This is a genomic window from Halococcus salsus, assembly GCF_009900715.1.
Taxonomy (GTDB): domain Archaea; phylum Halobacteriota; class Halobacteria; order Halobacteriales; family Halococcaceae; genus Halococcus; species Halococcus salsus.
Map to the genome: position 1 here is coordinate 91,973 of NZ_JAAAJC010000007.1, position 16,508 is coordinate 108,480.

Here is a 16,508-nt window from a genome sequence, read left to right on the forward strand (position 1 = left end):
ATCCTATCCGAGAGTTACTTCTTGTGAGTTGGCTATCTCCGCTTGTACGAGGTCTTTGAGTTCCGCTTCTGTGAGTGATTCCACTGGTTCCTGAGAACCGGTTTCAGTGTAAAGAACACTGGCTGAGATATCCCGGTCAGGGAAGCTTTGTCTAACGACATGATAGTAGACGCTGATCTGTTTGCGGTATTCGGAGTGAGCGTGCTGACCACGATCAGTTTTATAATCGATGATTGTCACCTCATCTGGTGTCACACACAGCAAATCGATTACTCCGGAAATCGTCACCTGCTCGCCACCGATAGTGAGTGGAAGGTAGGCTGATTTCTCGGCGTGAAGCTCTCCATTGAGTGAGTCGATGAGCCGCTGCACGTTCTGTTCGTCCTCTTCAGTGTCGCCTGTGGCCGGCGCATCCACTTCGCCCAGTATATATTGTTCTGCGAACTCGTGGACTCGCTGTCCGAATGCTGTTCCTTCTCCATTGGTGACGCCCTCGAAGACGCTATCGTCGATGAGGGAGTGTGGGGATTGGCTGATTGGTCCAGTCTGTTTTGGAACCGTAATCTGGAGGTGGCTCTGTACGGTGTTGTCGGCTTCCGCCGATTGCACATCCGGCTCGATTCGAGCTGGTTTGAGCGGAAGGTTCTCGAAGAACGGGCTTGGTGCCGTCTCCGCCGAAAAGAGCAGGTGGTCTTTCGCTCGCGTCATCGCGACGTAGAGCAAGCGACGTTCCTCGTCGTATTCGCGGGGTAGACACGAAGACCGGACATCATGTCGCCAGCTATGATAGACGTGCGGCAGTCCATGAGCAGTTGAGTACTCCTTCGTCTGCCGGAGTCCTACGATGTCGTTGTATCGAATAGCGTCGCCACCACCGCCCATCGATGGGAAGTTGTACTGGTTGAGGTTCGCAAGGATGACGATCGGGTGCTCGAGACCCTTCGCTGCGTGGATCGTCTGCACGGTGACCGCATCCGCACTCGGGCAGTCATCGACCTCGTGAGTGCTCTCTGCTTCGAGACTTCGTTCGATGAACTGGATCACTTCCCCGCGATTCAGATGGGTGCTCGAAAACACCTCTTCGAGCGTGGTCATCAGGGTGTCTGCGTAGGCGTCATCATAGCCATATCTCTCGAAGACTCGATGAGCAATCCCACCGATGGTTTCGATACTCGCTAATTCATCGCGGAAGCGCTTCATGTTCGAGGGATAGACGCTCCGTTCAAGGATCTGGTCCGCCTCCTCGATCGTGTAGCCTGCTCGCTCGAGCACGACTGCCCAACCACGGTCAGCATCGTTTTCGAGGATCCGAAGCCACGCTAACAGGAGTAGGGCCTGGTCAGTTTCGAACAGTTCAACGCCACCCTCGTAGGCCATCGGGAACCCATACTGACTGGCGCGTTTCTGGAACTCTCGGCCGAACCGTCGGGTCCGGGTAAGAACGGCGATATCGTCGTACTCGGGTGGACGAAAGCCACCCTCGGCTTCGCCGTCCGCGATCCTATACTCGGTGTTGCCGACGATCGTCTGTATTCGGTCAAGAAGCGCCTCGTGTTCGTCGTCGCCGGTTATCGCTTCGATTCGGGAGTGGGAAGCCTCCGAATTCGCTTCGAGCGAGACGATCCTCTCTTGGATAGCTTCGGTATCGAGTTCCTCGCTCTGTGTTGCCGGCAGTGTCAGACTACACTCCGAGAAATCCAGTATCTCTTGGGTCGACCGATAGTTCTCGACGAGCTCGATCTCGGTTACGTCATCGATAGGGTACTCAATGCGTACCGAGTCATCGTTGAGTTCGTCTCTGTACTGCTGAAGACGCTCCTCGAAGTGACGGATGTTGTCGACGGAGGCATACTGGAAGCTGTAGATGCTCTGCTTCCAGTCGCCCACCACACAGATGTTGTCGGTCCCGGCGAGCAGGAGGGCGAGTTTGAACTGGATCTCGCTGGTGTCCTGGAACTCGTCGATCATCGTATACTCGAAGGCAAACTCCTCGCGAACTCCATGATCCTCACAGAGCAATGCGAACGCGAATAGCAGGAGGAAGCTGAAGTTGAGGTAATTCCGACTGAGAGCGAACTCGATATACTCGAAATAGAGGTCGTGGACGAACCCCTTCAGCTCCGAGCGCTCCTCCTCAAAGACACGGTCGGCCCAATCGGTATCGATCTGCTTCGTTCCACCCTCACCGCGAAGCTCCGTTTCCGAGGGTGCATCCGGGAGATAGCATTTGTTGTCGCCGTAGCCTCCAAGACTACTCCGGAGGTCAGACTGTGTTGGCCCAGATTTACCTTCGTTCGGGGCATTAGCATCTATGAAGCACTCTTTGAACTCTTCGAAGTCACCGTCGAGATAGCGCTCGCCATGACGGAACCATCCCTCGCGAGTCGGAAAGACGCCCTTTGCGGCGAGCTGTTTGATCAGACCGAGGAGCGAGGAATCGTCCGAGAGAACCCGGAAGTAATCCTCGTACTCCGGGTGTTCACGAATGAAGCGATTCGTGAATTCTTGGAAGCGCTCGTTTTCGATGACCTCGTTGTCGAGGAGCTGAGTCGTCGAGGTGATGCGGTCGTCGATGCCGAGAATCTGTGGCGCCTCGAAGCCGTACTGGAGCAGGATATCGTGTGCGAGACTGTGGAAAGTACTGATAGGTGCATCTCGGAGCGCAGCCATGCTGTACTCACAATGGCTAACAATTCGATCTTTCATCTCGTCGGCAGCGTTGTTCGTAAAGGTCAACAGGAGGAGGTCGTCGGGTTCGACGCTATTCTGATCGAGAACATTTGCGTAGCGTCGGGTGACAGTGAACGTCTTCCCCGTGCCAGCGCCCGCATCAACGAGGTAGGTGCCTTCGGTTGCGTCGATCAACTTCTGCTGTTGATCGTTGGGTGTAACGTCGGTCATCGGTCGACCCCCGTGGTCTCGGAAGTGGATGTCTGAGGGTCATCGGGGGTTGGGGACTGAGCGTGTTCCTCCGTGAGGATGAGGTCGCGGTGGTCAACCCGATCAAAGTTCGGCTCGCCAGCAAGGTCGGTCGCGACTGGGAAACGAGACGTTCGCCAGTCGTTCAGGCTATCGATACGGTCATCCACGAATGCCTCGAAGGCGTCGACCTCCGGGGCGAAATAGTTCTCCATGCGGAGGGAGTGGAACTCGCGGAGCGCTTGCGAACAGCCCTTCTCGACGTATTTGTAATCGCCGACGGCGCTTTTCATTCGCGACATGAGCTCATCAGCGAATGCTGATTCGAGCAGCTCGTCTTTCTCGTACGTCGTCGGGATCTCGTGCGCGTCGAGAAACGAGTGATACGTCTCGTAGTCGATCTTTCCGAATGTCTTCTGACAATCGTTGTATCCCTCCTCGCGAAGTGTCTCGAAGGTCGTCTCGCGCTGAATGTACGCCTCGAACGAGGTCGGATGGTAGGTGACGCTCGTGAGTCCCGGTTCGAGATTGGGTGGGTCCTCGCCCGTGACCGCCTCATCGAGAGTTTCGAGGAAATGGAAAAGACGGAATCGTAGCTGTTCGTCCGGGCGTTCATCGCGGTGCTGAGCGATATAGAGCAACGCCTGGAAGTTCGGGGTGTCGCTAATCTCGTCGATCCGTGCGTTTTCGACGACTTTCTTTGCAGAGGTGTGTTTCCCACTTTTGTAATCGAGAAGCCGACTGGGAGTGCGAATCAGGTCGATAACGCCCTTGCCACCAACGTCGATGTTCTCGAACCACTGTTCGGTGATCGGTGAGTCTATCGGTTGGTTGAACTGATCGGCAAAGCGATTTCCCCAACCTGGACTCGTATAAGCCTCGTAGACTGACTCTTCCGGGGGATGTTCGTCGAGATATCGGATGATAGTCTCGGTGCCGATCCAGAGTTCGGTTTCGAGAGTCGCAAGATCATGGTCATCCACGTAGGGCTCCATGTCATCGAGCATGATCTCGACGATGCTATCGAGGCCCTCCGCATCAACCGTCTCTGGGTGATCGACGTAGAACTCCGCGAAGTCGTGGAAGAGGTTGCCCTTCTCGATGTAGTCGCGATCCGGGCCATCAACGAGGCGGTCGAAGTAGTAGTCTCGGGGACAGTTGACCAGCGTACTCAGTGATGATTGGCTGATGGTCTCGACAGTATCTGGGGAAGTCTCGATTGACTCTTTCTCGAACCCGGAGGTAGCGGTCGCTGGTGTGGCGTGAGTGTACTCTCGATGCGGGAGGTCTGTGAATCGGTCGAACTCCTCGTCGAGAAGATCGTTGAAATAGAGGCAGGGTGTGATCGCTCTCCCTGCCTCAGTATCCTGGACGAGGTAGTACTGGTCGACGCCGTTCTGCAGCAGAATCTGGAACTGCTCGAGATACTGCTGGTCTTTCTGGTCGGCGTCGATCCAGGGTTTGTCCGGGATTGGGTTCGTCCACCCAGTACCTAGCCCGAGATAGAAGACAACCGGACGGTCGACGTAGGCCGCAGAGTTGACGGATGCGAGAAGCACCCCCTCCTGGCTCTCATCGGTCGGGATATCGATCGACTGGAAATAGTACTCTAAGTCGTCAAGAAGTTCTTCAGTCACTAGCTCGTCCAGGAGATCCAGGCGATCGAGTTCGGTACGGAGGTCAGTGAGCGAGGTGTCGGCCCAGCGTTCGTAGGTCGTGAGGGATTCTTCGAGAGTGTGGTCGTCGACGGTTCCATAGAACGCCTGGAACGGGACGAGTCGTGGTTCGTCGAGCGTCTGGAGTCGTTTTTGGTCGTCCTCGATCGCCTGGTCGATACCCATCGTAGTGAGGATCGGCCGAACATCGCTAACGCGTAAGCTCTCGCTCGAAAACGCTTTTCGAAGCAGTCTGAGAAACGTTCGGACGCGCGGTTGGTCAGTGAACCCTGGGCCACCGTAGTACGGAATGTCGGCAGATTCGAGTGCCGACTCGACGAGCGTTGGATACTCGCTCCCGCGGTCCATGACTACGGCGACGTCCTCGGCGGTTTCGGCAGTGGTGGTATCGACGACTGTCTCGACGATGGCGGTCGCCGAGTCGAACACGGAGAACGCCGGCAGGTCAAACGAATCTGTTGTGAATGGACTGATGGTATCGTAATCGTCGGGTAGAATGGAGCAATCGAGTGTCGTGAACTGTGCTTCACCGATGACTGCGACGTCGAGATCGTTGTCGATGGTATAGTTGGCGAGCTCGAGATAGGAGCTTTCGGCCCGTTCGATGGCGGCGATCGCCTGCTGAGTTGCTTCGCTGTTGTATCGGTCGTGATTGAGAATTGCTTCAATATCGCCGGTTTCTGCCCAGCACTCGAGGATATTATCGATGAGATACGTTGTCTGTTTCCAGCTGAGGTTGGTGGTGGTGACGAGGTCCGCGAAGAGGCTGTGTCGGTCGTGTGGAACGAGCTCGTCCGACGCAAGCATTCGGGGTGTGGTAGCGAACCGGCCTAATCGAGGTTGGTTGAGGCGGCGATTCAGGGCGAGACTCAGCGGGCCGTCTGTTGTGAGAACAAGGTCGTAATCCTCTGTTATTGCGTAGAGTTCGTCTATAGAGCGGGCACGCTGGAGTGGCATTGCCGTAACGATCAGGCGGTCTGAATCTAAAGCTACCGGTGGATGAGATCACTTTCGGTATCTCACTGACTGGCCTACAGATATCGGCAGTTAACTCTGATTACTATCAGCTACAGTCAGAACACTCGAAACGAATAGAGAACCAGGGCTTTAGCGGTTGAAACAAATTCTCAAGATACCCATATCGCGCTTGTCTCCTCACTGGGCGAGATACCCACCGTCGATAACCAGTTCGGATCCGGTCATGAAGCTGGCCTCGTCGCTTGCGACAAATAGAACGCCATTGGCGATTTCTCGTGGATCCGCCTGCCGTCCCATGGGTGTCGCAGCGATGACCGCTTCGTTGAGCTCATCGTCTTGCCGTTCCATAAGGGGTGTATCGATAGCACCCGGATGAAGCGAGTTGACACGAATATCGTCATCCGCGTAGGTAATTGCGGCGTTTTTCGACATGTTGCGGACTGCGCCCTTCGCTGCTTGGTACGCTGCCGTTCCTTCGGCCCCGACATTCCCCCAGATTGAGGAGCTATTGATAATCGACCCTCCACCTGTTTCTCTCATGACGGGGATACTGTGTTTCATCCCCAACATTACTCCCGTCTGATCGACGCTGATCTCGTTTTCCCAGGTCTCTAAGTCGATTTCTGTTATCGTATCGTATGCAATGATGCCCGCATTGTTGAACAGAACGTCTAGTTGGCCGTACTCCGATTGGATGTGGTCTGCGACGTTCTCCCAGTCATCTTCATCGGCGACATTGAGCTCGACGAAATCAGCATCCCCAGCATCATACGGCTCTGGCTCTTCGATATCCCCGACCACCACCCTGGCACCTTCTTCCAGAAAGCGCTCCGTAGTCGCACGACCGATTCCGTTTGCACCGCCGGTGATCAATGCTACCTTGTCTTGGAGACGTCCCTGTTGTCCAGACATGGTCAAATTGTCCACATTGAATCATGGTACCTATGCACAAGTACTCTTGGTTGATTTGGCTGCAAAGCGGTGTTCGCGAGCGGCATGTAGTATCAACTCACCCCTGTACATCTACAGCACCAGGGGTCGTTGGCCCCGCACAGAGTGCCAAGGATTGATGTGCCCTTCACTCAGTAGGCGAGGAAAAGTGAATCCGATGACGGTAAACATGTGTTGTAATTACTGAACACCCTCAAACGAGTATTCACCCGAATTGATTGGAGCGTCATCAGGAACGTTGCTTTTGTTCAGCAGCCGATCCGGGAAGCTAGCCTGAGCAACGCCGATGAGCTGTGGCTCGACCTCGGCGAGATACGCCTCGTAACCATATGGTCCAATGTCCACGCCTTGTTTCCAAGCTCGCACCCAGAGGTACGTCTGTTCCTTGAGCCGGTGAGTCCCTGATTCGAATAGTTCGCTTGCCCACGCCACTTTCCGCGAATCGTTTTCGAAGAGTGCCATGGAGAGTTCGCCGACGTGCCAGTAGTCTCCATCGCCCCAGCGAGCGAAGCTCCGAGTACTCGACCGATCGGCGGCGATTTCCGTGAAGTTCGCGCTCAGTTCGTTCTTCTTCCCGTACGCTTCCGCTTTCCCGATGTATCGCGGGACGATACCCGGTCGATTACCCTCTTCGGAGTCTTCGAGCTGATACATGAGGTAGATCAATCCCTCGCATCCATCCTCTCTCAGTCCCCCGGCGTGGACGCACTTTTGGCCCTCTTCGCGAATTCGTTCGTCGATAGATGCCGAGCGTTTGAGACACCCGTTGTCGGTCAGTTCGACTTGTAGTTGCTCATCGGTGGCGAACAAAGGGATCGGGTCAGCTGTCGATTCGTCCGCGAGATCTGGGTAGACGTATTTCTCGAGCCAGTGGTCCCAGAGTTCGGCTTTCGAGTATCCCGTCGTGGGTGCTGTCTCTTGCGGGGGTGCGTTCGCAGTCCCTGGTCGCGTGAACTCAGTCGTGAGCCACTCGTGACCGGCGTTGCCGATCTCGTAGAGCGCTTGATTCGGCGCGAACTCACGATTGGTCATCGTCTGCCGATACTCCGGATGGGCGAAGATGAGTCCGACCAGTTTCGCTTCGAGCTCCTGGCGATACGTCTCGACACCATAAGGCGAGCTCTCTATCGTATCGACGTCGAGAATCCACACGTAGAGTCGTGAGTCGGCAGCATCCCGGACTGCGGCGATGTGGTCGTACTTCGAGAAGCTGCCCCACGAGCCGTCGTCTTCCCAATCATCGACCGGGAGTGCATCGTCGATTTTCTTGTAGTGTCGGTAAATTCGAGAGCCAATGTTTCGGGATTCACCGACGTAGACGGGGGTGATGTCGGATGCAGTGTCGAGTGGTTCATTCGCTAGGTAGATGAGATACAGGTAATCGCCGTCGTTCTTCCCGTATCGATAGCTATCGAGTGCATCAGTGGTGTCGAGCTGTCCGTCGACTCTCGTTAAGAATGGGACTGGGTCCGGATGCTCGGGGTTCTGGACATCTTGGAGGAGAGTATCTTCCAGCCACGTGGTCCACAAATCTGCCTTTGACCCCCGCATCTGATGTATCTTGGTTACCCTCAGGACTTATCCATTGTGTCCTTCATGAGAAAGGGAAGTGAGCGATAGAGTCAACTGTCCAGGAGCTCGCTCAAACTTCTTCTCGGAAAAACTGTTCTGCTAATCTGGCCCTATCATCCTTCCTCTGGGAAAATAATCTACCTCGACCAAATTAGAGCTTCTTCCGAACTAACGATCGGTTGCTCCCACTTCTCTTACGGAATGGGTTCCGACCAATAGCAGGACGACTCTTCCGCTGTTTGGATTTACGATGTGACGTTTTCTTTTTTGACGACGACTTAGAGGACCGATGCTTCGGAGTAGGGATCTGAAGCGAGCGGACTGTTTCATCTGCTGGCGGTGCTTCAATGGTCGCTTTTGCATATCCTGATCTCTTGTCCGTAATTCTCACAATCACGTTCTCTGAGTCGTGGCCTTCGGCGTCATCGATATGCACTCGACCCCTTTTCGACAGTCCGAGCCCTGATTCTTTGACCCGATCAATTTTTACCTGGATGTAGGCACCCTCTTCGAGTTGTCGAAAGCTCACCTTTTCATCGCTTACTTCCACAGGCCACTCGACCGATCGGGTGGATGACGCAGGTGGTGGAAGCTCTATCTTGAATCTATCCGCAGCGATTTCAACCTCGTTGTCAAAGGCTGTCTTCGCTGCTTGACTGAATTCCTTCGATGGGGTCTCAGTCTCCGGCGCAAAGTTGGTCAAAACTAGCTTTTTGGCCTTTGCTCGTGCGGCAATTCGACCAGCATCGACTGCTGTCGAGTGACCTATCGTATGGGTCTGTTCAGCCACCCGCTTTGGCCCAGCGGATTCATGGATTAGTAAATCCGCGTTTTGAGAACCCTCAACAACTGTGTCTGCTGGCCGTGTGTCGCCAGTATATACGATATGTCGACCTGCTATCGGGTCCCCAAAGACTTGCCGAGGGTCGACCTCACGGCCACCCTCCAATGAGACCTTCTCGCCTTTACTCAGTTTTCTGTAGAGAGTTTTGTCGAGTACCCCGAGCGCCTTTGCATGGATCTCGTCGAACGCCCCTTGATGGGGCATCTCTTTCAGTACATACCCTATGGAGGGATCGTTTGAGGACGTCTCAATTGCCTCAATGCTGTACTCTCCTGTAGAGAGTACTTCTCCCTCGCTTACTTCGAGAACAACTATTGGGTAATCGAACTCACCGAATGCGTCGATAAGGCTCTCAATTCTCTCACCGGTCCCTACAGGGGTGTAGACATGCAGCTTCCTTGTCCGCTTCTCAGCAGTGTATCTCCTGAGGAGAGGGCCTAATCCGCCAGTATGATCGATGGCTACCGACGTGAGGAATATTGCATCGATGTCTATGTTAGAGCAATGTGACGTCAAACGCTGCTGGGTTCCCTCTCCGACATCAAACAGGAACTGCTCGTTTCCTCGTTTCAGAAGTATCGAACTCGTTATTCTGTCGTCTGTTGGACGTTCTCCGGCTGTTCCAAGGAATGTGATGGCGACGGGCTCATCGTATGTCTTTGCCTTTTGGAACTCAAAAAGTGAGGGGCGAGAATCAAACGTATCACTACGGATCTGGTGTCTTCGGTCTTTCAGCGTGGTACTTCCTTCACTGTTGACACCTGGTTGTACATGGGTTGCACGGGGCCCTTTCTCGGCGGTAGTGTGAACAAATGCTACCTTAGTGCCTTCTTGAACGTCAGGGCCACCGAGATCCTCCATGTGGTAGAAAACGTCTTCTGCGAGTTCCGAACATGAGATGAACCCGTATCCACCGGTGTCGTTAAAGAAATCTACAGTGCCATAGTAGATGGTTCCCGAGCGGGGTTTGTCGGGTCGCCATTTCGTAGTCCCCGATGTCGTCTGAGTTGGATTTTTCTCCGCCGTTTCTGTGGGGTGTCGTTCACGAAGGTAGTCGACCAGTTGGCCACGTTGGCTCTCACTTAGGTCCCCTTCTCGTAGAAGCAGCTCAAAAAACTCTTTTCGAGAGCTTGGAGATATCGCTTCTTCGGATATCGTTGGAATCTCTTTGAGCGATTTAGGCGGCTTAACTCCTGACCGGTGTGTGTAGATTAGTTTGAACCGATGGAGAGCGTAGAGGATCTCACCAGAGATGGTGTCACCATCCCTATATCCGAGTTTCTTGAGAATCCGATACGCAATAGCTGTGACCTGATATGTGACGCTCTGGCCGTTATGATTGGCATAGATATAGAATCCATTCTTTTCGTTGTTGGGAGCATACCTGTGTAGCCTTGGCATACCACACAACCCATGGATTTACCTAATGATAAAACTACCTACTGTTTTGGGTCTGTACCTTAACCTTCGTTCTGCAACCAGGAGTATCTTAGAGACGTAAGGCGATAGCGTTGATGAAGGAACTCAATTCTTGAAGTCAGGGTAGTCCAAGAAGATCGGAGTTAGACTGATGAACGTGGCTGAATTTCTCATTTAGAGCTATAGGAAATGAGAGAGCACATCTTCTAATTGGGATTCTACCTCAGACGCTTGCAGTATCTTAATCTCACTTCCTGTTTGATCCTCAAGCGGGGCCGTTGGTTCGTCTAAGTCCTGCGCTACGAGAAGTCCATTCCATCCTTCTCCGAAATACTTGCTAGTTGATGTTTCTCGCCCAAAGACGAACTGTTCGTCGTGGCGCAAGAAGGCGAGATATTCGAGCGTCTCTTTGATACCCTGACGAATCGTCCCTTTGTTTGAACTGTTCTTGACTTCAGTGACCAGGTAATCACGGTCATCCTCTTTCCGGCGAATCTCAATCACGATCAAGTCAGGGCGCCCAGTTTGTGTCCTGAAATTGTGATCCGTGAAATAGCTCTGTGCGACGTCGAATCCCGTTGTATGCACCTTCTCAGTTCGGGAGAGCTGCTCTTCGCCTTCGTTAGGGACGGGTATGAATGAAATACCTCGGTCGCCACCGGAGTTGTCGTGGTAAACTACTATCTCTGGTTGATCTTCCCCTGTGAGTCGAGCAACTTCTTGACGACCGGACTTGATCGTCTCAAAGCGCGCATCGGTTTCGCGGAGTTTCTCTAACGTTGCGATGAATCGGAAGAGAACGAATAACTCGAGTAGCGTTTCGTCGTCATCCGGCGTTATAGCTGTCTCAGTAAGGAGGCGTTCGAGCGGCTCCTTATCGCCGGCGAATAGATTTCGGCGCATTGTGAGCAGCTTAGCTGCCTCTCGATATACGTCATGACGTGACTCGCTGGCGGTGTTGAGCATGCGGTCGGTCGGCTCGTACGCTCTCGGCTCTCGAATACGCCGTACGTGGACGTTCTGTTCGATAACACGACGAAGGTTGTTGATCAGTGGGTCGTTCCAGCGCTCGTTGACCCAGGTGTAGTCCTGACGGAGGTACTCTTCAGCCTCCTCGAGCGTTCGCCGAATAACGGCGATAAGCTGCTTGAAGACGAGGTTTTCAGCGGTGTCGTAATCTTCGGAACGATGGTCGCAAACGAATGCTGACCGGTCACCGGGATTTCGGCTGTAGCGATGTTTGATAGTGGCCGCCCAGTTGATCTTTCCATTAGTCGCACCCCGAGTCGTGCGTGATACCGATTCTGTTTCGGTCTTCAGCGTTCGCACACGTCGCGGTAGCGATTCAACGAACTCGACTACCTCGGGGAGTAGAATGAAATGCAGGTCGAGTAAGAGCTCATACTCAATGAAGCGCTCATCCAGCGCTTCGGGCTTGATCGCGGCGGCGAACTCGCGCTCGGGGAAAGCGCCGTGCATGACATACGCTAGTACATCATCGGTCAGATTGTCGAGGAGCTCTTGTCTATCCATTAGAATCGGAGACTATTGTCGTCTGTAAGATGTCCCGTGCTGCCTCCTCTAGTAGGTCTCTCTCAATGTGGTCGATATCGGCGATCTCCTTGACAATTGTACCTCGCTTCGGAACTCCTTCGAGCTGCGGGAAGATATACGAGATAACGGCTTGTGTTAGTCGACGTTGCCACGGAATGGTGGGGGTTTCGGCGAGAAAGCCGAGAATATCCTTTACGACAGCTGGGCCGATAGCACGGTCATCGATAGCGGTGTTTACAGCTTGCCAGACCTTGGCTACATCTAGAAGTGGGTTGACTCCGGCTCCTGCTTGTAGTTCTTCGGAGGTAATATCCCAAACTGCAGCGTCGGTATAGGATTCGATGAGCGTCTGGAGCTCCTCCGGACTCCGTTCTTCCAAGGTAGGGACTGGGACGCGAATAAACGCAAATCGGCGCATGAATGCGTAGCTCATCTCGTAGAGAGACGTCTTATCGTAGGTGTTGAGCGTCGCAAACAGGGTCCAGGAGGTCGGGATCCCGTACTGGTGCGGAGAGAGGTCGGGGCGACCATTGAGTGGCGCAATTTCGACCTCATCCCCGTTCTTCGTGTATGGGAGGTGAACCTGCTGTCCGGAAAGGACAGTAAATAGTTGACCGAACGCCTTGTCGATATCAGCTCGATTGAGCTCGTCGATGACAAGCGGCTCGTTGCGTTGGATGTTCCTCGAACGCGTCTTGAAGCGATTTAGTACGAGACCAGGGGTGAACTCAAGCTGATTGTTGTTTGTGCCGTCTTCGCCCGGCATGTAGCCGCCGACAGTATCGAAGGTCGACCAATCGGCTGTCGCTGTTGTGATCTGCGAACCAGAGTAGAGGTAGGGATAGTGCTCGACGAGGTACGTTCCAATACGCCGAGCGATTTCCGTCTTGCCCGTCCCGGGCGGGCCAGTAAGGATCACATGCTTCCTCGAACGAAGAGCCCCTCCGATCTGTGCGATGATCTCTTCGCCAGTGTTGTTGGGGAAGTAGAGCCCATCGAGGATTTCGTCGGTCTCTAACTTTCCATCGAATGCTTTGTTCAGTGCGACTGGTGGCGACTCACGGAGTGAGTTTGCGAGTTGTCCTACCAGTGCGATTGCTTGGTCGTGGTTACTGAGGGGAACGACTGTACGTTGACCGGGGAAGCCGGAATCGCCAGTTGCGTTATAGATCTCGTTGGCTTCTGCGAATGGAACTGAGTTAGCTGTGAGGGCTGTGAGTTCGGCGTTGATGGCTGTGGATTCTTTGGCGAAGATTTCCTGCGTGAAATCGATATCGGCGAGGTTGCCGCTCGTATAGAGATGCTCAAAGCTCACCAAGTACGGGAATGTGTCGTCCTTTGGTCGTCCCTCTTGCTCGTCATACCACCACGAATCCTCTCTAGCTTTAGTCGACGTATTTCCGATAATCCCGCCGCCGATAATACTCGAGTTTTGCTCGTCGAGCTCTTCCCATCCTGGTGCAGCTGTCGAGTGAAAGAGCAGCACGTCACCGGGCTCGAGATCGTTCCAGATATCTTGGTCGTCCGGTTCGAACCCAACAGCTGCATGTTCGTAGGCCGTGAGCCAGTAGTCCGGTGGTGCAGTGAATTTGTAGACTGACGGGTTTGTCGAGCGAATGTGGTTGGCTAGTGGATGTGTGGAGTCTGTCTTGGGTTGAGTGTTAATTTCTTCTTCCCCTGAAAGATGATTTGGCTTGTCCGGATAACCGTCGTCTCCACGAGAGACACCAAGATGATCAGCTACGTCGTCAATTGGTTTCTCGAAATCATTACTCAAGTCCGCTGCTTCCATGCGACGACCCACTGCACCAACAAAATGATCCACCTCAGCTACGAACTCCTCAAGAGTCCAATTGTGGAACAGCTTTTTTCCTTGTTTGAGACAGTTGACGGCAATACCCTGCTCTGGGAATGAATGCCAGTCAACCTCAAGAAAGTGCTCGTGGTCGAACTCGGGGGGACCAATAGTAGCCGGGTCCTCAAACTCCTCCATTGTCTCGAAATAAGACTTCGTGACGCGTCCTATACCAAATGTGACGTCGATTTTCTTCTTGGGTGACCCTGCAATAATAACATCGCCGGCCTCGATCTCTTCCTGGAAACTATATACCTGATTTTCAGGGGAATTGTGGGGCGACGAGGGACTCTCAACCAAATCCTCGAAATCAAATGATTTGCCTTTCCACCCTACTGAGGCAATACTCTCTTCCTGCCAAGTATCCCAGTAGGCTTCTTCTCCTCCTTCAGGTGAAATCTTCCAGACATTCGCGTCGCCGATATTGAACTGTGGAACTGAATATAGTGTGTTGAGAAACTTCTCGTATATATCGATAAGAGTTGTTAAGTCAGAAACTACTGTTTCATCTGCTAAGTCTCCCAATTCATCGAGGTCATACGTACGACACAGAATTGTGCCCGCATTGTAGGGTTTTGCTCGCGATACTTCCTCGGGCTCTCCAGCAACCGCGATTTCCTCAGAAAGGGAAGCGGCCTCATTGGTAAACTGCTCTGGGCAGTCGATGAGTTCTCGATACATTGCAGCATGTTTCCTGAGAATTTCATTCGCGTATGGCTTACCTGACAACAACCCCGAGGCTCGCTGTGCCTCAGTAGCTCCCTGATTCAGAGTGAGATAGAGATTTCTGGCGTCTGTATCAAACAGATAAACAATATAGATACCCTTCTGTGTCGTCTGTGTTTCGTCAGGACGAAGGATTGGAATATACGGGATATCGGCCATCGTGGTCTGGCCGATTGTCGGATTGATTTTGAACTCATCAGCTCGATTGCCAAGCGCATCAGCAACTGCTATCTCAGCTGTTCCTGTAACTAATTCATGCAGATCCGGATCCGAGTTGATTCGGTGGTATTCGCGACCTTCCCCAATATCCTTTGGAGAGGGGTACTCCTGAAGAATCGATCGTAGAACCTCACCTAAGCGAGGTGTTGAATCCATGTTGACTAATACCATGAGTATAGCATGAAGCCTTTGATTCATACAAAACTCTATGAGCACGAGGAGATGCTCCGATGAGATTGTTAGATGATTGAGATATCGACTCAATATGCTCCTCAAAGAGCAACTGATACTCACTGACTGCTGGTCGACCTGATTCACTGGCCGACAATTGCAGAGATTCTTACCTAACATTAGAACGAGGATGTCGACCTGACGTTTGGTAAGATACTTCGGAATCTACCAGTGACCAGGGAGTGATTTTGAGAGAAGAGCCAACGATTCGGAGAGGATGGCAACTTACACTCATTATTGGACAGTGATTCTCCCCACACAGATCATATTGATTACATTACCCAGCGAAATTGCCAACAGAAACAATATACATAGTGTATGAGAAGATCACCCTATGATGTTCAGCGTGGATCGTGAGGCAGGCCGTCTTGACGACGTTATCGAGCGGTCGTTCCACGATCTCGATGTCCTCGAACGCTACGACCTCCAAGAGTGGGTTATTGAGAAGCCGCGTATTCTCGGAGAGGAGTTGCTGATCGTCACTTCGGAGTTTCAGAACTTCGTCCACACGCGCGAACGGCTGGACGTGCTCGCCCTCGACCCCGCAGGAAAGCTAGTCGTAGTAGAGCTAAAGCGGGACAAGGCCGATGAGACTACCGACCTCCAAGCGATCAAGTATGCGAGCTACTGCGCGACACTCACTGCTCAAGATGTTCAAGAAGAATACCGGAAATTTCACCGAAAACGTACGGATAGTCCGATGCCACCAGAGGATGTCGGGGATCGCTTTATCTCTTTTCTTGATGAGCCAGATGAACCGTTCACCATAGATGAAGAGGGCTGGGCAGAATTCGAGCTCGATGACCGTCCTCGTATCCTGCTGGCAGCAGGCGAATTCGGCAGAGAGATCACTGCACCAGTCATTTGGCTCACGAGAGAATTCGGGATGGAGATCACCTGCATCCGCGTCGATGCCTATGAGCACCAAGACCGAGTCCTACTGAATAGCCGGCAGATCATCCCCACTCCAGAAGTTGAGGAGTATCTGACACGCCGTCAAGAGAAGGAACGAAGACAAAGTGAGACGCGGCGTGGACGGACAATCAACGCGCTTCTCGACAGTGGAGCACTTGAATCGGGCCAGCAGGTAGTCTATAACCCAGATCAGGTTCCAAAGAGCATCGACAGAGAGTACGATCCTTTGAACGAATTCTGGCAAGCGGAGGTAACAGGCAATACAGGCCAGAGCAACAACGTTCGGTGGCTCCACAATGGTAAGACCTACTCATTCACTGGCCTTACGAAAGAGCTGCTCAACGAACTCATCGACCGCGATAGAGGGCTAGCGCTCAACGGTTACAATTACTGGATACAACCGGACTACGACCGAACGCTCGCGGACCTTAGAGACGAACCTGTGCGCGCAGAATAAGAATAATACGGCATTTGATTTCGATGGCTCAACCGCTTGGAGTGTCTGATAGCAATCATATCTCAAATGCACTTGAAGCCAGCTACCCTTCTAGGGTTGCGCGGTCGAAGCGAATAGAATCCAGCTTGTCGCCGTACAACAGTTCAGGGCCATGCTTGAGGCATACGGTGCCGCCGACATCAGTGACGACTT

8 protein-coding genes are annotated in these 16,508 nt (G+C 53.1%); 1 reads left to right on the forward strand and 7 read right to left on the reverse strand.

The window, feature by feature from the left end:
• Positions 1 to 3: 3 nt before the first annotated feature.
• The 7 genes from GT355_RS14810 to GT355_RS14840 all read right to left on the reverse strand — a co-directional run bounded on the left by GT355_RS14810 (position 4) and on the right by GT355_RS14840 (position 14,869).
• A complete protein-coding gene (locus tag GT355_RS14810) occupies positions 4 to 2,901 on the reverse strand; it encodes a UvrD-helicase domain-containing protein (protein WP_160135336.1) in 2,898 nt (965 codons plus the stop codon).
• Entirely contained in the window at positions 2,898 to 5,552 is a 2,655-nt protein-coding gene (locus GT355_RS14815) for a PD-(D/E)XK nuclease family protein (protein WP_160135337.1), read from the reverse strand. The genes GT355_RS14810 and GT355_RS14815 overlap by 4 nt, the downstream gene beginning before the upstream one ends.
• 198 nt (positions 5,553 to 5,750) lie before the next feature.
• Positions 5,751 to 6,485, reverse strand: a complete 735-nt coding sequence (locus GT355_RS14820) for an SDR family NAD(P)-dependent oxidoreductase (RefSeq protein ID WP_160135338.1) — start codon at positions 6,483 to 6,485, stop codon at positions 5,751 to 5,753.
• Positions 6,486 to 6,704: 219 nt separating this feature from the next.
• A complete protein-coding gene (locus GT355_RS14825) occupies positions 6,705 to 8,075 on the reverse strand; it encodes a GIY-YIG nuclease family protein (protein ID WP_160135339.1) in 1,371 nt (456 codons plus the stop codon).
• Between the two features lie 172 nt (positions 8,076 to 8,247).
• Positions 8,248 to 10,341, reverse strand: a complete 2,094-nt coding sequence (locus tag GT355_RS14830; RefSeq protein WP_160135340.1) for a cold shock domain-containing protein — start codon at positions 10,339 to 10,341, stop codon at positions 8,248 to 8,250.
• A 198-nt stretch (positions 10,342 to 10,539) separates the two neighbouring features.
• Positions 10,540 to 11,892, reverse strand: a complete 1,353-nt coding sequence (locus tag GT355_RS14835) for a hypothetical protein (protein ID WP_160135341.1) — start codon at positions 11,890 to 11,892, stop codon at positions 10,540 to 10,542.
• On the reverse strand, positions 11,885 to 14,869 hold the full coding sequence (locus tag GT355_RS14840; RefSeq protein ID WP_160135342.1) for an MrcB family domain-containing protein: 2,985 nt from the start codon (positions 14,867 to 14,869) through the stop codon (positions 11,885 to 11,887). Before GT355_RS14840 ends, GT355_RS14835 begins: the two co-directional genes overlap by 8 nt.
• Before the next feature lie 409 nt (positions 14,870 to 15,278).
• Between GT355_RS14840 and GT355_RS14845 the strand changes: the two genes are divergently transcribed.
• The gene (locus GT355_RS14845; RefSeq protein ID WP_160135343.1) at positions 15,279 to 16,316 is read left to right on the forward strand and encodes a PDDEXK family nuclease; all 1,038 of its coding nucleotides are present in this window, start codon (positions 15,279 to 15,281) and stop codon (positions 16,314 to 16,316) included.
• Positions 16,317 to 16,508 lie beyond the last annotated feature (192 nt).